General features: G+C 69.8%; 13 protein-coding genes and 3 pseudogenes. 6 read left to right on the top strand and 10 right to left on the bottom strand.

Annotated features, from left to right (window positions below; translation table 11 throughout):
• The first annotated feature begins 35 nt into the window (after positions 1–35).
• Positions 36–1196: an oxygenase MpaB family protein gene (locus D1369_RS40755; RefSeq protein ID WP_007379393.1), complete on the top strand. Its 1161-nt coding sequence runs from the start codon at positions 36–38 to the stop codon at positions 1194–1196.
• Positions 1197–1682: 486 nt separating this feature from the next.
• On the opposite strand, the gene D1369_RS40760 is transcribed toward D1369_RS40755, so the two are convergent.
• Both D1369_RS40760 and D1369_RS44820 read right to left on the bottom strand, forming a co-directional pair.
• Positions 1683–5045 carry a discoidin domain-containing protein gene (locus D1369_RS40760; RefSeq protein ID WP_162951051.1) on the bottom strand — a complete coding sequence of 1121 codons (3363 nt, stop codon included), beginning with the start codon at positions 5043–5045 and terminating at the stop codon, positions 1683–1685.
• A 171-nt stretch (positions 5046–5216) separates the two neighbouring features.
• Complete coding sequence (locus tag D1369_RS44820) at positions 5217–5702, bottom strand: class II aldolase/adducin family protein (protein WP_342364910.1); 486 nt, start codon at positions 5700–5702, stop codon at positions 5217–5219.
• Between the two features lie 185 nt (positions 5703–5887).
• Between D1369_RS44820 and D1369_RS40770 the strand changes: the two are divergent.
• Positions 5888–6528, top strand: a pseudogene (locus D1369_RS40770) (VanZ family protein).
• Positions 6529–6690: 162 nt separating this feature from the next.
• Here the strand turns inward: D1369_RS40770 and D1369_RS40775 are convergent.
• From D1369_RS40775 to D1369_RS40790, 4 genes and pseudogenes are all read right to left on the bottom strand, one after another.
• The gene (locus D1369_RS40775; protein WP_007379390.1) at positions 6691–7149 is read right to left on the bottom strand and encodes a DUF4279 domain-containing protein; all 459 of its coding nucleotides are present in this window, start codon (positions 7147–7149) and stop codon (positions 6691–6693) included.
• A 56-nt stretch (positions 7150–7205) separates the two neighbouring features.
• Positions 7206–7498 (bottom strand): annotated as a pseudogene (locus D1369_RS40780) (transposase); the annotation flags it as partial.
• A gap of 413 nt (positions 7499–7911) precedes the next feature.
• Positions 7912–9522: a sigma-70 family RNA polymerase sigma factor gene (locus D1369_RS40785; RefSeq protein ID WP_118083059.1), complete on the bottom strand. Its 1611-nt coding sequence runs from the start codon at positions 9520–9522 to the stop codon at positions 7912–7914.
• Between the two features lie 282 nt (positions 9523–9804).
• Positions 9805–10215, bottom strand: a complete 411-nt coding sequence (locus D1369_RS40790) for a hypothetical protein (protein WP_050789652.1) — start codon at positions 10213–10215, stop codon at positions 9805–9807.
• Between the two features lie 235 nt (positions 10216–10450).
• On the opposite strand from D1369_RS40790, the gene D1369_RS40795 reads away from it, so the two are divergent.
• On the top strand, positions 10451–10777 hold the full coding sequence (locus tag D1369_RS40795) for a hypothetical protein (protein ID WP_007379385.1): 327 nt from the start codon (positions 10451–10453) through the stop codon (positions 10775–10777).
• 7 nt (positions 10778–10784) lie between these two features.
• Here the strand turns inward: D1369_RS40795 and D1369_RS40800 are convergent, their stop codons facing one another.
• The 3 genes from D1369_RS40800 to D1369_RS40815 form a co-directional block, all read right to left on the bottom strand.
• Positions 10785–12086, bottom strand: a complete 1302-nt coding sequence (locus tag D1369_RS40800; protein WP_237557580.1) for an FAD-dependent monooxygenase — start codon at positions 12084–12086, stop codon at positions 10785–10787.
• Between the two features lie 435 nt (positions 12087–12521).
• Complete coding sequence (locus D1369_RS40805) at positions 12522–14537, bottom strand: S9 family peptidase (RefSeq protein WP_118083060.1); 2016 nt, start codon at positions 14535–14537, stop codon at positions 12522–12524.
• A gap of 689 nt (positions 14538–15226) precedes the next feature.
• Positions 15227–16627 carry a serine/threonine-protein kinase gene (locus tag D1369_RS40815; RefSeq protein WP_037898610.1) on the bottom strand — a complete coding sequence of 467 codons (1401 nt, stop codon included), beginning with the start codon at positions 16625–16627 and terminating at the stop codon, positions 15227–15229.
• 400 nt (positions 16628–17027) lie between these two features.
• Between D1369_RS40815 and D1369_RS40820 the strand changes: the two are divergent.
• The 3 genes and pseudogenes from D1369_RS40820 to D1369_RS40835 all read left to right on the top strand — a co-directional run.
• Positions 17028–17219 (top strand): annotated as a pseudogene (locus D1369_RS40820) (transposase); the annotation flags it as partial.
• Positions 17220–17486: 267 nt separating this feature from the next.
• Positions 17487–19070: an FMN-binding glutamate synthase family protein gene (locus tag D1369_RS40830; protein ID WP_007379380.1), complete on the top strand. Its 1584-nt coding sequence runs from the start codon at positions 17487–17489 to the stop codon at positions 19068–19070.
• Positions 19071–19083: 13 nt separating this feature from the next.
• Positions 19084–20847 carry a thiamine pyrophosphate-dependent enzyme gene (locus tag D1369_RS40835; protein ID WP_007379379.1) on the top strand — a complete coding sequence of 588 codons (1764 nt, stop codon included), beginning with the start codon at positions 19084–19086 and terminating at the stop codon, positions 20845–20847.
• A gap of 24 nt (positions 20848–20871) precedes the next feature.
• Here the strand turns inward: D1369_RS40835 and D1369_RS40840 are convergent, their stop codons facing one another.
• Entirely contained in the window at positions 20872–21750 is an 879-nt protein-coding gene (locus tag D1369_RS40840) for a winged helix-turn-helix domain-containing protein (protein WP_240436135.1), read from the bottom strand.
• Positions 21751–21901 lie beyond the last annotated feature (151 nt).

Here is a 21901-nt window from a genome sequence, read left to right on the forward strand (position 1 = left end):
CTCGTAAAGATCCCGCCTATCCAAGGAGTTCCGCCATGACCTGCACCGAGGCCTCGATGGACGCCCTGCGGCAGGCCGGTGACGACCTCGCCGACGCCGTCGTCGCCGAGCTGTTCGAGCGCGGGGAAGTGGCCAAGTTCAACGCCTTGATGCGCTACGTCTCCACGGTCGGCGCCCCCCTGCCGGACGGACTTCCCGATGTCGCACAGGAGTACCTCCAGGCCACCAGCGTGCCACCGGCCTGGGTGGACTGGGGCGAGATGGAGAAGGCCCGCCTGTTCTTCATCGACAACAACGTGCACATCTCCACCGCGCTGTCCTTCGCCTCCATGCCCGCCTGCTACGTCGTCCCGCACGTCGCGAAGCTGCTGTCGGCCACCCACGGGCTGAGCTACCCGTCCAAGCGGATGGCGGAGACCGGCCAGTTCACCGTCTACCTCATGCAACCCGACGCCTTCGAGGCGGGAAGCCGGTTCGTCCCCGCCGCGCAGAAAGTGCGCCTGCTGCACGCCTCCATCCGCCACCACCTCAAACGGGAGAACCGCTGGGACACCGCAGCGATGGGGACGCCGATCTGTCAGGAGGACATGATCGGCGGGCAGATGTTCTTCTCCCTCCTGGTCCTGGACAGTCTGCACCGCCTCGGCATCCACATGAGCGTCGAGGGAGCCGAAGCGTACTTCTACGCCTGGCGCGTGGTCGGCGCGATCCTCGGCATCGACCAGGACGCCGCCCCCAAGACCCTGGAAGAGGCCCGGCAGTTCCTCGACCTGTACATGGTGCGACACATGGGGCCCTCCGAAGATGGCGCCCACCTGACCCGGCAACTCATCGGCCTCTACGAGGAGGTCGTGCCCGGCACCCTCTTCGACCCCATCGTGTCCGCCCTGATCCGCTACCTGATCGGCGACACCTGCGCCGACTGGTTGCAGGTCCCCCGTACCCCATGGGACACCGTCGTCAAGACCGTGCCCCACCTGCTCGGCGTGCTGGAGACCATCGAGGACCGCTCTCCCCTCGGAGCCTGGGCGCTGGACCGCATCGGCCACCTCACCACCATCTTCGAGCTGTCCTCCCTCACCCGCGGACGCGTGATGCATTACGCCATCCCCGAACAACTGAAGAAGGACTTCGGTGTCAGCGGCACCCTGCGACGCGCCCACCGTTGGACACCGCCCGCCACCGCTATCTCCTAGGCATCTGGCTGTTCCAGGGGTCCGGGCCGAACCGTGACGGGAGCGCTGTCGTCGACGGCTGAGGTGCGCGTCGACTGCTCAGCGGGTCCAACCCGCTATCTGGTCGGGCAACCTGTTGACTGGGTGGCGGCGGGCGTGGGGCTGGGCTCCCGAAGAGCCGCATAACGGGGTCTGTTGCGGACCACCCGCGACTCCGGACAGCACTGGTCACCGGCCGCGGTCTCACGCAAGGGGGCCACCGGGAGGATTGGCGGGCAGGTTACGCATGCCGCCGCCACGTTGCATCGCGGCCACCGGATCGCCGTCGATAGCGGCCCGCGCATGCTCGTGGGCCCTGGCCGAGTTGACCCGCCCTCAGGTGACGCCGTGCGCCCACACGGGGAGTCCGCTGAGGGAGATGGCCGCCGTCCTCTCGGTGTCGGCTGAACGCCGGGGCGGTGAGGTCGTGGTGAGTGACCGCACCGCCCGCGCGTCTGGAGATGGGCGCTATTTGATGCGGATCTCGGCGAGTTGGAGGCGGTACCTGGTGCTCTCGTCCGACGCGGGCTTGCCGAGCTTCGTGGCCGTGAGCCGCAGATAGCGGCCGGTGGTGGATGTGAGGGGGTAGGTCTGAGCGGCTCCGTTGGGATTGGGTTCGGCGGTGATGGTACGGCTGGTGGTGTAGGTGCTGGATCCCTCAGGACGCGTCTGGATCGTGAAGTCCACGGGGAAGCCGGCTGTGCCGCCGCCGGCCGCGCCGATGTCCGTGCGGGGACAGAGAGTGACGGAGCCGATGGGCCGGTTGGCGCCGAGGTCGATCTCCACCCAGACGGGGCTGGCGCTGACGTCGGCGGAGGAGAAGTCGACGCTGGTGTAGCCCTTGGAGCCGGCCACGCTGGTGGTGGTGCCGTCCAGGAGCCGGGTCTTGCCCCAGTCGCCGTTCTCCAGCGTGTAGTTGCTGCTGACGGCGGTCGTGGCGGTGGGGACGGTGAGTTCGGCGAGCTGGAGGCGGTACTTGGTGGTCTCGTCGACGGGCGGGGTACCGAGTTTCGTGGCCTGGAGACGCACGTATCGGGCGCGGGTGGTCTTGAAGCCGTACGTCTGCACCAGCCCCGCGGGGTTGGGCTCGACCGTGACCGTGCGGACGGTGGTGTACCCGGTGGAGCCGTCGGCCCGCACCTGGAGGGCGAAGTCGACGGGGAAGCCCGCGGTGCCGCCACCGACCGCGGCCGTGTCCGTGCGGGGGAAGAGGCGCACGGCGTCGAGGTCGGTGTCGGCGCCGAGGTCGATCTCCACCCAGACGGGGTTGGCGCTGACGTCGGCGGAGGGGAAGTCGAGGCTGGTGTAGCCCTTGGCACCGGCCACGCTGGTGAGCTTGCCGTCGGTGAGCCGGTCCTTGCCCCAGTCGCCGTTCTCCAGGCTGCTGTTGCTGGTGACGGGGCGGCCAAGGGCGAGGTTGTCGAGACGGCCGGCGCCGCTGACCGCGAACGTCCAGCTGCCCGGTTGCACGGTGAAATAGACGTAAGAGGAGTCCTTGCTCGCGTAAGCGAGGCCGGAGACGGCCCCGGTTGCGCCGCCGCCCGTGAAGACGGTGGTGCCGTTGGCCTTGATGACCGGTGAGGAGCCGCCATAGGTCGGCACGCCCACGCGCGCCGTCGTTCCGCTCGGGGAGGTGAGGGTCAGCGTCGCCTGGGAGCCGTCACGGGTGATGCCCACGCGGATGTCGCCCTTGACGGTCGGTGTCACCGTGTTGATCCGCGTGAACGTACCGGTTTGCGGGACGACGTCGTACGTGGTCCAGCCGGGCTTGGTGGGGCGCACGCCGGCTGCGTACGCGGACATGGCGTACAAGGGGCCGCCGTTCCAGGCGTGATTGTCGGTTCCACCCGACTTGTCCCATATCTCCCAAAGGGTGTAGCAGGCGGGGTCGGCCACCTGGGCGGCGTAGCGGTTACGCATGCGCTCCTCGGCGACGCCGGCCGCTCCCATCAGGTAGAGCGCTTCCAGGACGTAGAACTCCATGTAGGGGCTGGCGTTGAGGTGGGTGCGCAGCACCTCGGTGATCGCCCGGTAGCGGGCGGTGGGCGCGAGGCCGGCGACGACGGCGAGGCCGTTGGCGCGGTCATCGGTGTCTCCGTTGTAGCCGGGGGAGCGGTACTCGTTCCGGGAGGCGTCCCACAGGACGCGGTCGAAGTTGGCCTTGATGCTGTCGCGCTTGGCCTGCCAGGAAGCCACGTCGCCGCTGTTGCCGCTGAGACCGGCGAGGGTGATGGCCGTGTCCAGGGCCAGGTAGTACCAGCAGTTGTCCAGGACGCGGGCGTCGATGTTGCTGCCCCAGTCCTCCCAGTCCCAGTCCCCGGCGCGGTGGCTGACCAGCCCGGCGGAGTCCAGGCTCCACAGGTTGAGGTACGCCTTCACCGCCGGGTAGGTGCCGGAGACGGCGGCGGAGTTGCCGGTGTAGAGGTGGTACGTACCGAAGGCCCACACCGAGGCGAGCATCTGGACGGGCAGTTCGGCGGTCCAGATGGTGGACGGGACCGGCGAGTAGAGCACCCCGCCGGGCTTCTGCCAGGCGGTCAGCTGGGCGATGGCCTTGGCGCCGAGGGCGTGGGAGCGGGTGTCGAAGGTGTAGAAACCCTCCTTGAGCTGGTTGACCACATCGCCCCACCACTGGGCGCGCTCGCGGGTGGGGCAGTCCATGTAGTTGTCGCGCATGTTGACGTACATCGTGCGCGCCGCCTTGCCCCACAGGGTGTCGAAGAAGGCCTCACTGCTGCTGAACGATCCGGCGAAGTCGGTGTCGTAGCCGGACTCCCGGTACTTCAGCTCCAGAATGGTGACGCCGGCGGGGATCGTGTACTTCACCGCCGTGCCGCTCATCCAGGCCAGCGCCTCGAACTCCTGGACCCCACCCGTACAGACATAGGTGGCACGCATGTTGTTCTCCGCCCCGGGTGTGAGGCCGGTCAGGCCGTCGCCGTCGGCGTAGTGGTCGGTCTGCATGCCGATCACCGCGCCGGTTGGAGCGTCCACCTTCAGATAGGGCGTGACCTGGAGGTTCGAGGGCAGGGTGGCGGTGATGGCGGTGGCGCCCTGGCCCGTGGACGGCAGCGCGGAGGCGTTGGCGTAGGACTTCAGGCCTGAGTACCGGAACTGCGGGACCGGCCGCTGGACGAGATCGTTCCAGGGTGCGGTGCCGGCGGCTCCGAAGTCGGTGGGGGCGCTCCACGAGCTGTCGTCGAACCCGGCCGACTCCCAGGCGGTCATGGCGGTGGCGTTGCGGGCGTCGAAGTAGATGTTCGACTCGGGCAGGCGGAAGTTGACCTGGGTGCCGCTGGTGTTGTTGGAGTAGCCCGGGTGGACGGTGTGCTTCCAGTTGGTGTCGCTGACGACCCGGGTGGTGGTGGAACCGGTGGTGATGTCGGACTGGAACAGCAGACCGCCCTTGCCGCTGCTGCTGTGCGAGAAGCCCTCCTTGCCGAAGTACCACACCAGCAACGCCACCGTGTTGCGGCCGCTCGTCAGATACGGGGCGAGGTCGAGCTCGTCGTAGTAGGTGCCGGTGCGGTTGGGGCCGCGCTTGAGCTGCCCGTCGAAGACGACGAGCGTGCCGTTGACCCACAGCCAGTATTTGGAGTCCGCCGCGATCTGCGTCACGGCCTTCGACGGTGCGGAGCCCAGGGTGAACGATCTGCGGAACGCCACCCACTGGTTCGTAGAGCTGGACGGAGCCCAGATCCACTTCGCGGTCCAGGAGACGGCGGCGGCTGCCGCGGGAGCGAGCCGCGGCAGAAGCACCGAGCCGAGGGTGGGCGTGAGCGCCACGGCTATGGCCGAGCGCAGAACGGACCGGCGCGTTGGAGAGGGCATGCGGGCTCCTGCTGTTGATGTGCGGTGATGGCGGGGAGGAGAGGCGCCCCGCGAGTTGGGGAGGGAAGGAACGCGTGGGACGGCGGAATGTTGAATCGTTTCATCCGCGTGTTTGTAGCGAGAATTTTTCGTCCCTGCGGAAGAGCATGTCAAGGTCCGTGCAGCCGAAATTCAGCTGGGAGAGAGCCCTGCCGCATCAGCGAGGATGCGTGGTCCATGCAGCTGGTCAGCTGGGGCGTGGCAACGGTAGGGGCTGCGGAGGGCTGTCGCTGCGGTCAGTGCCAGGTGCACCGAACGGGCGGTGTGGCTGCGGTCAATGACGGGGGAGGCGACGGCAGGGAGCAGCCCTCGACGCCCCGGTGAGGACGAGGTGCGAGCGGCGTGGCCGTTCGTCAGGTGTGTCGTCGGCCGAGGCGTATCCGAGGGTCGCCGCCTGTGTTTCGTGAACTGATCCATGCCCCCGTCGCCCGGGCTCGAGCGGGACGTCCGCGCCGTTGTCAGGGGGCGATGCGCTCGCCGAACGCGCAGGAACGCCTGTGCACAGGTCTCGTCGACGGTCAGCAGGCCGTGGTGGCGCAGGATCATCGCCGGGTGGTCGCCGAGGTCGGCGACCGAGCCGCGGCTGTTCGGCGAGGTTGAGGGCGACAGGTTCGACACGCTGATGTCCTCGCGGAGCAGGCCGTAGGAGTTGATCAGGGAGTGGTGCTCCGGCCCGGGAGTCGTACTGTCCTGCCGCAGCGACGGGTGACTGTTCTCACCGAACCTTGAGAGGCGATGAGTTCAGGGATGTCGTTCGATGATCTTGTTCGTTACGGCGTCGAACGCCGATCAATACGCCGCCGATATGTGCCGCCGGTGAGACTGCCGATGACAACCGGATGGAAGCAGAGGTGGCGGGGTGCGACTCGAAGGGTGGCACGGCTGGGTCGGTACGTTCACCGGGGTGGTTCTCCTCACCGTGGGCACGTTGCCGTTGGCAGCGCTGGCGGCATGGGCCCTGGCAGGCCGGCGGCGGCGCACCGGTGCCAGGGCGGCGGGGGCGTGGCGCACCTCGATCGCCGAGGTCGGCATCGTCTACGGGACAGTGCCGCCGGTCTGGTTGATCCTGCTGCCGGGCGACGAGGACGGGGCGGTCGTGAACCTGGTGCCGCTGCGGGACCTGCTCACGATGGACGCGGGCCAGATCGTCGGCAACCTGCTGGTGTTCGCGGCGCTGGGGTTCCTCGGTCCGCTGCGGTTCGCGGAACTGGCATCGGTACGGCGGGTTCTGGCGCTCGGGGCGGGCTGCTCGGTCCTGGTCGAGACAGCGCAGTACGCCCTGCGACTGGACCGGGTGTCGTCCGTGGACGACGTACTGCTGAACACCGTCGGCGCGGGTCTGGCCGCACTGGCGTCACGCCGCTGGTGGCGCGCCGACAGGGGTCCGCTTCGCGCGGGAGGAACGGGCCGGAAACGTGGGGAGGTGCATGGGAGATCCGCATGATGGTATGTCGGGGGCCGTTGGCAAGACGGTCTCCGGGAAAGAGACCCTCGGTGAGTAGCGGACATCGAATTGAGGGTTGACACCGACGGAGAAGACTTCCTAATGCTGTTGTCAAGCCGTGGGAGTGCAACTCATGTGCCAGGTGCGCACGAGGTCATGTGCTCACCTGGCGTCCTCGGCTCCGGCCATGTCGTACTCGTCGATGTCCAGTTCGGCTCCAGTGGCGCTGAGGAAGTCCAGGACCTTTCGGTCCAGGTGCCAACCCAAGAGGCTGGGGGCATCCGCTGCGTCCGGGTGGGCTTGGTCTGTGTCGTTGAAGTAGCGCACGATCTGGAGCACTGCTCCGCCGCCGGTGCGGGCCAACTGCCCGGTGAGGTCGCAGATGCGGTCCGTGTGGGGCTGCAGCCTGTCGAGAATGCGGGTGATCTGCTCGTCGACGCGCAGACCCGGCTCCCGGCAGACAACCATCCACGAGTGGTTCACCGGAACCGCCGTCGGCTCGTGGAACCGGCTGCCGCGAACAGTCACCTCGTCAGGCATCATGCCCAATTGGAAGGTCATGTCGTCTGCCGAGACGTGCTGGCTGAACAGCGCGAAGTAGGCGTACTGACGAAGTGGCATCCCTGGAGGATAACCGCGCGGGAAATGGGCCGACCGTGATTATGCGCGCCCAGCAGTCAGGCCGCCTCGCTGACCGGAGGCGTGACCTCGTAGCACCGTCGGTCACGGATCAGTGCCCAGATGACGTTGACGCGTCGGCGGGCCAGGGCGAGCACGGCCTGGATGTGCTTCTTGCCTTCGGCGCGTTTGCGATCGTAGAACTTCCGCGAGTTCGGGTCATAGCGGACGCTGACCAGTGCGGAGGTGTAGAAGACCAGGTCACCGGCCGGTGGAGGCTGCCGCTGACCTTGCCCGAGTCGCGCGGTGCGGGTGCGACGTCGGCGAAGGCTGCCAAAGCGTCCGGAGTCGAACTCGTTGGACGCTGCCGACGGCAATATGGCGACCAGGTCGGCGACCACAGTCGTTCGGGTACGGCCGAGACCGACCTGATCGCACCGACGGTCGGCCCGGTCGTCTCGTGCACCTCGTCTTCCGCCGCCATGCTGCACACGCTCACGAAGTCGGGGTAGTCCGAAGGCCGAGAACGAGGAAGGACTCGAGCTGCCGGACATCCATGCGGCGCTTCTCACTCGCCGCGTGGCTGCCGGGCGTGCGCAGGTCAGCGGTGCAGAAGGCATCCGGCGGCGCGGCGCGGTTCCGTCGTGGACGCTGTGCCGTGTGACCGGTTCTCTCATCATCCACTTTGCTCGACACTCCGAGGCACCACGTTCATGCTCGTGCCGATCACCGCCCGTTCACGACGTTCTGCGAAGACGTTCCGTGTCAGGTCCAGGGCGCCACAAGGACGAAGGAGCGGCTGGCCCGGTAGGCGGCCGTGTTCTCGGAAGGGTCGAGCCACAACTGGAGGTTGTCCCGGTGGCGGAGGTAGCGGCCGGGGTAGTTGTACGACTCGAGGGAGACCGAACCGGCCGTGGAACCGGGGCGGGGGCAGAAAGTGGTGTCCTTCCGGAAGATGGCGGATCGGTCGTCGGTGTCCAGCCGGATGCGGAAGGCGTAGTGGCGCAGGTACCTGCCCGTGGCGTCCCTGAGTGAGTAGCAGTGGGGGTCGGCCAGGCCGGGAACGAAGGTGAAGGTGGCCGCCTGACGGGTGACCGCGGAGCTGGTGGTGCCGACGGGGCCCAGGATGCCGAGTCGGCCGGATTGGCTCACGTAGTCCTCGGGATTGTCGACCGACCGTAGGGCATGTCGCCCCGAGAACCGCACCGCGACCGGCGTCGCCGGGGCCTCTGTCGGCGTCGTTGCGGGTGCCGGTGTCCGTGAGGCGGACGCTCTCGGGGCCGGCGGCACGGACGAGGCCGCGGGCGACAGCGGGGCCGCGACGGCGGGCCGCGCGGCCGGCTCGTGAGACCCCACGGCCGGCTCGTGAGACCCCGCTGCGGTGTACCAGGCCACTCCGGCAGCCGCGAGCGTGACGGCTCCTGCGGCTGCCGCCGCCGCGGGCTTGACGGCCAGCCTGCCGATCGTCCGCGCCGCGCGGCTTGCACCACTCGCCGTACGCGTGCCAGTGCCAGTGCCAGTGCCAGTGCCCATGCCCGTGCCGACGGTCGCCCCGGCCGAGTCCGCCCTCAGCGCTCTGGCCAGTACCAGTCCGGCCAGGCCGACCGGCGCCGGCACCAGCGCGAGGCCGGCCAGCAGTCCCTCCGCCGGTATCAGATCGGACGAGTTCATCAGGCACTGCGGACAGGCGCGAACATGGCGTGCCAGGCGCTTGCGCCACAGCGCGGACGGTCGCCCGTCCCATGAGGTGAGTACGGTCGCCAGGTCCGGGCAGCGCGGCGAGGCCGTCACGGCTCGTACGACGGTACGCGCCGTCTCCAGCCGTTCCTTGACCCGCTGGATCCGGACCGCGGCATGCTGGGGGGTGAGGCCGCAGGCCACCGAGAGCTCGCCGCGGGTCAGTTCACCGGCGCTCTCCATCCACCACAGCGCGAGTACCTCGCGTTCCTCGTCCTCCAGCCAGCGGGTCGCCTCCACCGCCTCACGCCGCTGGCCCGACAGCGCAAGCCGAAGAATCGCCAGGTCGGAGAAGTCGGCCTGAGGGCCCGGTTCCTGGGCGTTCTCCTCCAGGGATTCCACGGTGAGCCCCGTGCGCCTGCTGCGCCACCGGTCACGGATCTGCCGCACGGTGATGGCGACGAGCCAGGACCGGAACCGATCCGGTTGCTCCAGGCCGGGCAACCCGTCCAGGACCCGCATCATCGTCTCCTGGACCACGTCGTCGACATCGCTGTGCCCGTCCAGCGCCCGCCCGACGATGTTGTAGACCAACGGCAGACAGTCCCGTATCAGCTGTTCCGAAGCCTGCCGGTCCCCGGCTCTCGCCGCCATGACGACGGTGACGTCCGGCCGTTCCTGCGTGTTCTGCGAGCGCACCCCGTCCCACCTGTTCCGTCGCCTTGCCGATGTCCCGAGGGCGACAGTCTGTCAGGAGCGAATACGGAGGATCTGCCTGGGCCGCTTCTCAGGTGCCGCCCCACGACCTTCGTCCCCGGCGTCCGGGAGAAGTCCGGGCACTTGCCCGTACGGTGCGTCGGGTTGGAGGGCCGCCGTTCTCGCGAGCGGTGTGCACACTGTCCCGTTGCGTCGGCGGTGGCAGGCGCGGTGTCGTTGGTCTTCTGAAGCGCCACAAGCTATGCGCGCGGGTGCTCGGGAGCGTCATGGGCGGGCAGACGCCCGGCGGACGAGCGCGGTGCGATCGGGGGCGAGGAGGAAGGGCAGCAAGGCTCCCAGGGCGGCGGCGAAGGCCCGCACGCGAAGGTCAGCCAGCCGGGCGCTGTCGGCGCTGCCGGGCAGATGATTGACGGCTCCGAAACCGCACTCGGCGTACAGCTGAGCGATGCCTGCGTAAACCTTGAGGCCGGAGTCGTCCAGGACGCGGACGTCCGCGACCACTTCGGCTTCCTTCTTCCAGAAGTAGTAGTAGATGGTGATGCGCAGGCCTTGACCGGCGTATTCGAAGCCACCGTCGATGTCGTGGGGCCCGGCGAATCCCGCCTCCCGCAGGAACCCGAAAGCCTCCCGGCCGAGTCGGCGGACCGCTTCCTCCGGCGTCTCCCTTTTGCCCATCCAGTCATCGTCGGGCGGACCGGCCCCCCGCCGCCACACCCAGGAGAGGTGTGGGACGAGCAAGCCGGTGCAGTCCCGGCCGCATGCTGGTGAGCCCGCACGATCGTGGAGTCCACCGACACAGCCCAGTTGAGGTCCTTGTCGCCCCCGGCCCCGGCACGGTCCAGCGGCCGATTCTCACCGTGGCGCCAGTCGCTCGGTCGGCATCGTCGGGCGACTCGAGGGTGTCGGCCACGTGGGTCAGCAGTGCGGCGAGATGCGGCCAGGCGGCTTCGGGCGCGTGGCCGTGGCCCGTGTAGCGGATCAGGCAGCCCTGGTGCCGCCCCGCCCGCAGGTCGGCGAACAGGCCGCCGCCCGCCGCGTCGTGGGCGATGGGAATGCAGACGGGCAGCCACAGGAGAAGGGCTTCGCCGGGGTGGAGCGTGCCTGCCGGCTGGCGGGTGCAACGTTCCTGGAACGCCTCGAACTGCGGCTGGAGTTCCGGAGGGCAGGTGCGGCGGGCGGTGTCCAGGAAGAGCGCCCGGTGCTGGAGGGTGTCCCCAAGGGGAGGAAGACACGGTAAGGGTCACCTACGGCTTGGCTGACGAGGTGCTCGGGGATGCGGCCGGGGCTGCGGAGTCCGGCGCCCCCGCGTAGTCGGGCAGCTCGACGCCGTTGATCGCGCGCCCGACCAGCTCGGTGAACCATTCGCCGGCGGAATCGGGGAGCGGCTCGGCGTCCGGCCCGGGGACCTCGCGACTGCGGGCGTTCAATCGGCCGATCTCCTGGTTGGCCTCGACGAACGGGCGCATCCGCGCCTCGTAACGGGCGAACCCGGTGGCGGGGTCCCAGTCCGCGGAGGCCAGCTCCCCGGCCAGTACGTAGGCGCCGACCAGTGCAAGCCCGGTGCCCTGCCCGGACATCGGTGACGAGCTGAACGCCGCGTCCCCGAGCAGCCCCACTCGCCCGCTCGACCAGCGGTCCATCACCACTTGAGCCACCTGGTCGAGGTAGAAGTCCGGGGTGTCGTCCAGGTGCGCGAGGACGTCCGGGGCCAGCCAGCCCAGGCCCGCCATCCGCTCACGCAGCAGGCGCTTTTGGGCCGCGACGTCACGGTAGTCGACGTCGAAGTCGGCCGAGGCGCAGTAGAACATGGCCATCGCCCGAGTGGCGTCCTGGATGGGCCGCAGGAGGGCTGAGCGACCGGACTCCTGGTCCTGGTACTCGAGCAGCCAGCGGTCCAGCCCGAACTCGTTGGGCACACTGTAGAAGGCCAGCACGTGCCCAAGGTGGCGCAGGAACCGCTCATGCGGCCCGAAGACCATCGCCCGCAGCTCCGAGTGCAGCCCGTCGGCCCCGACCACCAGGTCGAAGCGCCGCCGGTCGCCGCCCGCGAAGACCACGTCGACCCCGTCCGCGTCCTGGGCGAGTTCGGCGATTCGGTCGCCGAAGATGTACTCGACGCCGTCGCGGGTGTCGTCGTAGAGCACCTGGGACAGGTCCCCGCGCAGGATCTCGATGTCCGCGATGAACCCGTCGCCACCGTCGTCGTCGGCGCGGAAGGTCTCCAGCACCTGCCCGGCTGCGTCCACGGTGTGCGCGCCGGCGGTGTCGGTGCATGCCGCGCGGACCGTCGCGTCCAGCCCCATGCGTTCGATGACCTCCTTGGCGACCCCGCGTGCGTCCACCGCCTGCCCGCCGGGACGCAGCTCGGGAGCCCGCTCCACCACGGTCACCTCGGCCCCCCGCCGGCGCAGCCAATGGGCCAGGGCGGGTCCCGCGACGCTCGCCCCCGCCACCAACACCCTGGGACCGCTCACTCGCGTCGCCTGCTCGCCCGTTGGGATCGTGCGCTCCTGCTCGGAGTCGTTGACGCCCATCACTGCCTCCATGTGCTTCCTCCTGCGCCGGATCGTTACCGGCGCAGGACCACCGCTGTCGGTGGAACCAGGGTGTGGACTGCGGATCCGCCCAAAACTCGTCGGTACGGCCGACATCGCGTCCACGCTCCTGCCAAAGATCCTGAACTCGGCATGCGCGCGTCGATGAACGACGGATCCTCACGGCCAGGCGAACCAGCCGGGGCCGTACCCCGTCACACCGCGGCATCACCACGTGAGTGTCCTACTCCTGACGGTGCCGTGCGCAGCCGTCACCCGGTGTGGCTCTGCCGGCGTGCCGACGAGCGTGTGACCGGGTGCAGGCATGCAGCGTCCGGGGCCGACGCGGCTGACGCGGCTGGGGCGCGACACGGTGAGACGGCCTCGGCGGCCCCGAAGGCCGGGGGCGTAAGTCGGCAGAGCCGAGGGCTGTCCGGCTCGGCTCGCTCACAGCAGGCCGGGCTGCTGCCATTCGGCGCCGAGGACGTGGTGGTCCAGGAAGTTGAGGAACGTCTCGTACCACAGGCGTGTGTGGTTCGGCTTCAGGACCCAGTGGTTCTCGTCCGGGAAGTAGAGGTACTTCGCGGGGACCTCGTGCCGCTGCAGTTCCTGGAAGAGCGTGGCGCCCTGCCCGACGGGCACGCGGTAGTCCTTGGCGCCGTGGATGACCAGCATCGGGGTGCTGATCTTCGCGACGTCCAGGTGCGGCGAGTCGGCCTCGTACCGCTCGGGGCGGGTCAGCGGGTCGCCGAAGATCCGCTGGAAGTACCACGGCACATCGGTGTCGCCCTGGAACATCCGCAGGTCCCACAGGCCCGCATGGCTGATGATCGCCTTGAACCGGTCCGTGCTGGTGGCGACCCGGTTCGCCATGTATCCGCCGTACGAGCCGCCCGCGAGCGCCGTACGTGAGGCATCGATGTCGTTGCGGGCCTCGGTCGCGTCGGTCAGCGTGATCACATCCGTGTAGGGGCGGCCGCCCCACTGCCCCCAGCCGCGCCGGTGGTTGATCTGCCCGTAGCCGGTCGACAGGGCTGGATCGGGCAGCAGCACCGCATAGCCGCGCGCGGCGAACGGCCACGGGTTCCACCGCCAGGTCCAGCCGTTCCAGCTGGACTGCGGTCCGCCGTGGACGGCGACGAGCAGCGGGGCGGGTCGCTCGGCGGACGCGCCTTCGGGCAGCACGAGCCAGCCGCGCAGTACGAACCCGTCGTCCGCCTCCGCGTGCACCTCGGTGAGTGTGCCGGGCAGCTCGCCGACGCGACCCGGGGCGGGCAGCACGGCCGGAGTCTGGTCGGCGACGCCGGCGTCGATCCGGACGGGCGTCGGCGGCGCGTCGACCGCGTGGCGCAGGGCGTAGAGCGTCCGCCCGTCGGGGGCCACGGTCAGCGAGCCGTACGCGCCCGACGCGGTGAGCCGCGTGACGCTGCCGTCCGGGTCGCGGCGGAAGACGGGTGCGCGCCCTTGCTCGTCGGACGTGAAGAACAGCGTGTCGTCCACCGGTGAACAGGCCACGCCACCGGGCCAGTTGTCGAACCCGGGCAGCAGGTCCAGCACCGCGCCGTCGGCCAGGTCGATCCGGACGAGGGTCGCGTCCCAGGGTTCGTCGTACGTCGGGTAGCGCATTCGGCAGCACACGACGGCCGAGCCGTCGTGTGTGAACCGCGGCGCCTCGTAGAGGTGCTCCCGGTCACCGACGACGTGGATCTCCTCACCGCTCACCGCGTCGGCCACCACCACGGCGGTGCGATGCTCGTCCGGGACCCGCCCGGGCACGAACCGGCGGTACGCCACCCGTGTGCCGTCCGGCGACAACGCCGCGTCCCCCGGATCCTCCAGGCCGACCCCCTGCCCACCGGCGACGACCGGCTCCGCGTCGGTCCCGGAACGGACGAAGGTGTGCGGCTCCTCCGGGCCGAGGTCGTGGTCCCAGGCGCGGGTCGGCCCGGCGTCATACAGGATCGCGGTGACCTTCGCGTCCTGTCGCGCAGCGCGCAGCTTGCCGTGCGCCTCGGCGTCGGCGGCCCCCGGCAGCAGCCCCGCGGTGTGGCACAGCGCGCCGGAGTCCCGGGCGACGGTGACCGCGGCGATTCCGCCCGGGTGCCGGGCCACGACGACGGCCTCCCCGCGCGGCGGCAACGCCCACAGCGCGGCGCCCTGGTCCTCGTCGGCGTCACCGTCCGCAGCGGCGCGTCCGGACAGGAAGTACAGCGTCCCGTCAGGACCGAACACCGGCGCCGACTCACCCCTGTCGGACCGGGTCAGCCGCAGCGCGTCGCGCTCTCCGGTCGGATCGATCTCCCACAGGCCGGACACGAACCGCGTCCCGTCCCCGGACAGCGATTGCACGGCGGCGACGAGACGAGTGCCATCGACGGACAGGGCAAGGGAGTTGACGCGGGGGCAGGCGACGAGGGCGGACAGGTCACGGAAGGTGGACGGGCCACCGGACGACTCGGTCATGCGGGCGATTGTCACCCGCACGCGACGCGAGGGCCAGGGAGCCTGACGTAGACCTTTGCGTCTGTCAGCAGGCAGATGCGTCGATCCAGTCCGAACCGGCAGGCGGCGGGACCGCGAGCGCGTGCTGTCGGTGTCCCGCGCGATGTCGTCGACGGCGACGCGTGTGACACGTTTGCGGATCTTCGTGGAGCCGGGGCGGCCGTCTGTCCATGGTGCTGTGCTGCTCGCCGCGTGGCCGTGGTCCGGCTGGCGATGCTCGGCGCGTTCGGGGGAGAGAGAACGAGCGGCTGACGGCGGTGGAGCTGGGCACGACGCAGGACACGGCGCTGCGTGTGAGGATCGGCCCCTTCCGCATGGCCCTGGGCTGTGGGAACTCGCTGGTCGAATCCGGGTCGGTACGGGATGCTGCGGGCGTGATCGAGTGAGATGCCGCCGTACCGGCTGTCGAAGAGCAGCTGGAGCGCGACTATCAGCAGTGGCGGGCTGTGAGCGCGGACGCGGTGCGGGTGGCCGCGCCCGGAAGTTGAAGTACAGGCTGGTCGGCAACGGGCTCTATCTGGTCGACCGCGTCGACGGCGGGCTGCACGAGATCGGCGTCGTCTCCGCGAAGACAGGGGAGTGGGAGGCCGACTACCGGGCCCGGATACGCGGGCTGCCGGTGCGTACCGCGGTACGCCGTCGTGCGAAAGTCAGCCGTGCTCCTTCCCCGCGAGCCCGCCTTTCGACTTTGCCGACTTCTCGGGCGGGTTCTTGTCATTGGCTCGAGCGGCGCCCGGGCGGGGGCGGCTGTTCTGTGTGTCCTTGTGATCCGCTGACGTCCCCGGGCCGTGACCGCTCGTCGGATCGCTCGATGGCGTACGGGCCCGCGGATCGGAAGCCGCCGACGTCGCGTGGCGAGGAGCCTTCGACGGGGGCGCGGACGTGGATGCGGCCGGCTGTCCCGCCGCTCTCCGCGGGCTTTCTGCAGAGGTTGTGGGGGAGGGCTGCTCTAGGGGAGTGGATCCGAGCGAGCCCGGGGCGGACCGGTCGTCGCCGTTTCCCGCACCGTCCAGTGAGACGGCCAGGGTGGCACCGAGGAGCGCCGTGAGCACGGCCGCACCGGTGACGAGCAGCGGACGACGGGTACGGAGCGGCCTCACCGCCTGTTGCCGGAGCCTCGGCCCGGCGGCCGTCGGTGCAGGACATCCCTCAGTTCGCGCCCCTGCCCTGCCGCCGTCGGGGCCGTCGGGGCCGACAGCGTTCGCCGCGGTCGGTACGGGGGCCTCAGCGGCCAGGGCGGAAAGCACCTCGGCGCACTGCCGGGCATCGGGCCGTACGTTGTCGTCAAGAGCTGTCATGGCATGTATGAGCTCGGCCAGCCGCGGGGGCACCGTGCCAGGAAGCACGGGTGGGCGGTGCAGGCGAGCCACAGCGGCTTCAAGGGGTGTGCCGCCGTACTCGAGTTCACCCTTCAAGCACTCCAGCAGGACCAGGCCGAGCGCGTAGATGTCGGCGGACGGTCCCACGACCTTGCCCAGCACCTGCTCCGGTGCCAGGTAGGCGGCGGTGCCGAGGAGTGCCCCGGAAGCCGTGTGCCGGGTGGCGCCGATCATCCGTGAGATGCCGAAGTCAGCCAGGTGCGGGACGCCCGCGGTGTCCAGCAGGATGTTCGACGGTTTGACGTCGCGGTGCACTATGCCCGCCTCGTGCACATGGGCGAGAGCACCCGCGAGCGCGGTGCCGAGCCGGGCCACACGCGGAGGCTCCATGGCCCCTGCCGCGATGCCCTGAGCCAGGGTGGGGCCGTTCACCAGCTCCATCACGAGGAAGGGGCGGTTCTCGTGCCGTCCCGCGTCGTAGAGAGTGACCAGCCCCGGGTGCTGCAGCCCCGCCAGCAGCACGGCCTCGTCAGCGAAGCGCTCCTCCAGCGCCGGTTCGGCGTCGAGCCGGAAGACCTTGACGGCCACCGGACGCTTGAGGCGGAGATCGACCCCCCGGTATACGTCGGCGGCGCCACCGGAGCCGAGCCTGGCTCCCAACCGGTACCGGTCGGCCACGACTTCGGCGGTGGCGCTCAGCGCCGCTGGGAAGGCTGATCGGCGGGCCTTCATGTGTGATCTCCCGGTGCTGCGCCGCGAACTGGACGCGGTCCTCTACAAGGCTTCGTCGTGTGTACCCGCCGGAGCTCTGCCCATCCCCGCCGATTCGGCGGCCGGCAGGGCGGATGTGTCAGCTTGACCAGAGGGCCGCCTCGAAAAATGCCCTCGGGGATCGACAGGACCCAGGCACGGTTGAGGCAGGCGCCCGGCACCCGGCCGGCCGTACGTCCTGGATTACGGCGGGACCGAGTCGGCCACCGTCGCAGTACCCGAAGGTGCGGCGGCCCGGCGGTGGTGCACTGCGGACAGTCGGGCGTGTGCCGGCTCTCGCTCGGCAGCGTGACCTCGGCGCAGCCATTTTCGGGGGAGTGGCCCGGCTTGACCGGCGGCACACACGGCAGGTTTCCGTATCCTCAACGACCGCATCCGCCGCGGCGAGGGCCTTTGCCGACTCGACCGGACCACCTACCGGCGCCGCAACGTCGTCGAACGCTGCTTCAACAAGCTCAAGCGCAACAAGGTCCTGGCCACCCGCTACGACAAACGCGCCCGCCACTACAAAGCCCTGGTCACCCTTGCCTGCCTACGGCTCTGGCTGCCCTGACTCTGCGGACACGACCATCGGGCAGCGCCCTGCCCGGGCATGCCTCAGGGTCTGCTCAGCGACCTGTGTCAGTTTGATGTTGGTGTGCTGGGAGACCTTGCCGGAGCACGGTGAAGCCGTCGCACGGGGGTATCCGGCCCAGGACGGTCAGGAGCACTCACTGAAGGAACGGCCGCCGATCAGCAGCGTCATGCCCCCAGGCCGTACCTTGCAGGTTCTTGACGAAACCGCAGGACTGGAAGGAGAACCCAGGGCAATGAGCCAGAGGTGAAACGCTTCGCGATCGTCGCTCTGACTCTGGCCGCCGGCATGGCGGCGGCCGTTGCCGCAGCCGGTCTCTCGCCCTGGTGGTGCCTGGCCGCTGTCCCGCTCATCCTGCTGGGTCTGCTCGGTGTGGTGGACCTGCTGCAGCGCCGTCATTCGGTGCTGCGGAACTATCCTGTTCTGGGGCACGCCCGCTTTCTCATGGAGGGGATCCGCCCGGAGCTGCAGCAGTACTTCATCGAGCGGAACTTCGATGGGCGACCCTTCGACCGGGACGTCCGCACCATCGTCTACGAGCGGGCCAAGGGCACCGACGCCGAGCAGCCGTACGGCACCGAACGGGACGTGTACCAGCCCGGCTACGAGTTCCTTGTGCCGTCGATGGCTCCGTGCCCGGTGCCGAAGACGCCTCCGCGGGTGCGGATCGGCGGCCCCGACTGCAGCCGCCCCTACGACATGGCGTTGCTGAACGTGTCGGCGATGAGCTTCGGCTCGCTGTCGGCCAACGCGATCCTCGCTCTCAACGGTGGCGCGGCGGCCGGAGGCTTCGCTCACGACACCGGTGAAGGCGGCCTGTCGGAGTACCACCTGAGGCCGGGCGGGGATCTGGTCTGGGAGATCGGCACCGGCTACTTCGGCTGCCGTACCGAGGACGGCGCGTTCGACCCTGCCGAGTTCGCCGACAAGGCAGCGCACGAGCACGTCAAGTGCGTGTCCCTGAAGCTTTCGCAGGGCGCCAAACCGGGCATCGGCGGGGTCCTGCCGGGAGCCAAGGTCAACAGCGAGATAGCGAAGGTACGGGATGTGCCCCAGGGGCGGACGGTGATCTCACCGCCGTATCACCGGGTGTTCTCCACCCCACGCGAACTGGTCCGCTTCGTCGCCCGGATGCGAGAGCTGTCCGGGGGCAAGCCGACCGGATTCAAACTGTGCGTGGGCTCGCGCCAACAGTTCCTCGCCGTGTGCAAGGCCATGCTGGCGGAGGGCACGGCCCCCGACTTCATCATCGTGGACGGAGGTGAGGGCGGCACCGGAGCCGCGCCCCTGGAGTTCGCCGACCACGTGGGAACCCCGCTCACCGAAGGTCTGCTCACCGTGCACAACGCCCTCGTCGGCGCAGGCCTGCGCGACCGCATCAGGATCGGAGCGAGCGGCAAGATCGCCACGGGTACCGATCTGGTGAAACGCCTGGTGCAGGGCGCCGACTACGGCAACGCGGCACGGGCGATGATGTTCGCCGTCGGCTGCATCCAGGCCCAGCGCTGCCACACCAACACCTGCCCCACCGGCGTGACGACCCAGGACCCCCGACGCGCCCGCGCCCTCGACGTCCGTGACAAGACGCCGCGCGTCCAGCGCTTCCAGGAAGCGACCGTGGCCAGTGCCCTGCAGCTCATGGCGTCCATGGGCGTCACCGATCCCGCCGACCTGCGCCCGCACATGCTGCGCCGACGCATCGACCCCTACACCGAGCGCTCGTACGCGGAGTTGTACGAGTGGCTCGGACCGGGGCAGTTGCTCGCTGACCCGCCTGCCGCCTGGGCGGCCGACTGGACGGCCGCCGATCCCGACCGATTCACCGTCTGACTGGAGGACTCACGTGGCCCGTACCGTCGCCCGCGTCATCGTGGACGCATTGAGCGAACTCGGCGTGCACCAAGTGTTCGGCGTGGTGGGAGACGCGCTCAATCCCCTCACGGACGCCATTCGCACCACCGAGAACCTGGAGTGGGTGGGTTGCCGGCACGAGGAGGCGGCGGCGTTCGCCGCGAGCGCCCAGTCGCAGCTCTCGGGCACCCTGGGAGTCTGCATGGGCACGGTCGGACCCGGTTCCGTGCACCTGCTCAACGGGCTGTACGACGCGGCCAAGAGCCACACCCCCGTCCTGGCGATCGCCGGGCAGGTACCGCTCGCCGAACTCGGAACCGACTACTTCCAGGAAGTCGACAACGACGCCCTCTTCAGCGATGTCGCCGTGTTCCGCGCGACCATCACCTCTCCCGACCAACTGCCGCAGATGCTCGAGACGGCGGTGCGCCACGCCCTGGGCCGCAAGGGCGTTGCTGTCCTGACCGTGCCCGGCGACCTGGGCGAGCGCGAACTGACGTCGGACCGACCGGCCCGGTTCTCCCTGAACGCCCCGCTCAGCCGGCCCGAGGAATCCGCCGTACGGCGGGCCGCCGAACTCCTGGACCGCTCCGAGCGGGTCACGCTGCTCGTCGGACGGGGCGCACGCGCCGCACGCGAGGACGTCCTGGCCCTCGCCGACCGGCTGGCCGCACCCATGGTGCTCACGCTCAAGGCCAAGGAGGGCTTCGAGGGCGACACCAACCCCTTCCAGGTCGGCCAGACCGGGCTGATCGGCAACCCGGCCGCCGCGTCGGCCCTGCAGGACGCGGACACCCTGCTGCTCCTGGGAACCGACTTCCCCTACCGGGACTGGTATCCGGAGGGGAAGACCGTCATCCAGGTGGACACCGAGGCCGCCCACATCGGGCGCCGCGTGCCGGTCGACGTCGGTCTCGTCGGCGACACCGGTGCCACCGTCCGTGACCTCCTCGCCCACCTCGCCGCCGAACCCCCCGGGACGGACGGTGCGCGTGACCGCTCGCACCTGGAGAAGGCACGCGAGCGTTTCGAGCACTGGCGCGAGGGCCAGGCACGGCTGGCCGACCCGGCACACGACAAGGGCCTGCTCGGCCGAATGCGTTCCTCGCTAGACAACCGAACCCACGACATCCGGCCAGAGGCGCTGGCAGCCGTGGTGGACCGGCTGGCCGACGACGACGCCGTCTTCACCTCCGACACGGGCATGGCGACGGTATGGCTCTCGCGGTTCGTCGAAATGCGGGGCGAGCGGCAACTCATCGGCTCCTACAACCTCGGCTCCATGGCCAACGCGATGCCGCAGGCGCTGGGCGCCCAGTGCCTGGACCGCGAGCGGCAGGTCGTGGCCTTCTGCGGAGACGGCGGGCTGAGCATGCTCCTCGGTGACCTCATGACACTGAAGACGCACCAGCTCCCCGTGAAGCTCGTCGTCTTCGACAACCGCCGCCTGGGCATGGTCAAACTCGAACAGGAACAGGTCGGGCTGCCGGAGTTCGGCACCGTCCTGGACAACCCCGACTTCGCCGCCGTAGCCACCGCCATGGGCATCGCCGGAATCCGGGTGACCGACCCCGCCGACCTGGAGAAGGCCGTCCGCCGCGCCTTCGACACCCCCGGTCCTGTGCTGCTCGACGTGCTCACCAACCCGGACGAGATCGCGGTGCCGGCCAAGCCGACCGTCGAGCAGGGCTGGGGGTTCGCGGTGGCCAAAGTCAAGGAGATCGTGCGCAGCCACGGAGACGACAGCACGCTTTGAGGCGACCGTGAAGGCCCCGCACGCCTAGGCCATGCGTGCCGGGGCCTTCACGGGCGGGCGGACGTCGGTGAGTGAACCGACCGGTGGCGGCGCGGTGCGGCCGAGAAGCTCCGCGCCGAGCGGCGTGAGGGTATGGCGCATGGTGTTGCGCACGCGCAGGCTCTGGATCAGGCCCGCGTCACGCAGCACCGTCGTGTGCTCGCTCACGGACGCGGGCGAGATGCCCAGACGCCGGGCCGTCTCGCCGCCGGTGGCGTTCTCCCCCTCCGCGATCGCCAGGAGGGTCGCCGCCCGGGTGCGGCCGAGAAGCCGGTCGAGCGCACCGGCCCTCTCCGCGACATTGTGGGGCCGCAGGACGCCGACGCCCTGGCTCACCGGATACACCAGCACCGGTGCGAGGGAGCCGTCCCGCAGGGTGATGGGCTGTTCCCGGCAGAAATACGAGGGCACGAGCCGCAGCCCCCGCCCTTGGAGGTACAGGTCCCCGTCCCGGGGATAGGCGATCTCGAGAACCGGTGCCCGCCAGCGCACGGCGGGGTGCAGACCGCTCAGCAGCCGGTCCGTCCCGCCGGCCAGGAACGCCTTGGCGCGCAGGGCCCGTTCGGCGTTCACCGAGGCGCTGATCTGCGTCCAGTACGGGTGCAGCGCCTGCCGGTGGTAGTGGCGCAGGGCCCTGCCCAGACCCCGTCTGGCCGCGGGCACGCCCGAGGCGAGCGCGGTCGCCCACGACGGCAGTTTCCGCTCCGCGCCGAGCAGCGCCATGTCCGACCGCAGGCGGGCCGGGGAGGTGGACAGAATCATGTCGACGGCGGCGTCCGGGTCGGTCGTGCCTTCGGCGGGTGTCAGGAAGTCGGGCGAATACCCACGGGACGGAACGAGATGAAGCAGCGGCCGAGAAGTCACGTTCAACGTCGTCCGGACTCGGGTGGCCCAGCGCTGCAGTTCGGCATCGGTGCCAGAGGCGCCGAGGACATGAAGGCTGAGCAGAGCCTCCCATGCGGGATCTGGTCCTGTGGCCAGCCGAATCCGGCCGAGGTCTTCCGCACTGAAATGG

Origin of the sequence: Streptomyces sp. CC0208, from assembly GCF_003443735.1 — a bacterium.
GTDB lineage: Bacteria > Actinomycetota > Actinomycetes > Streptomycetales > Streptomycetaceae > Streptomyces > Streptomyces sviceus.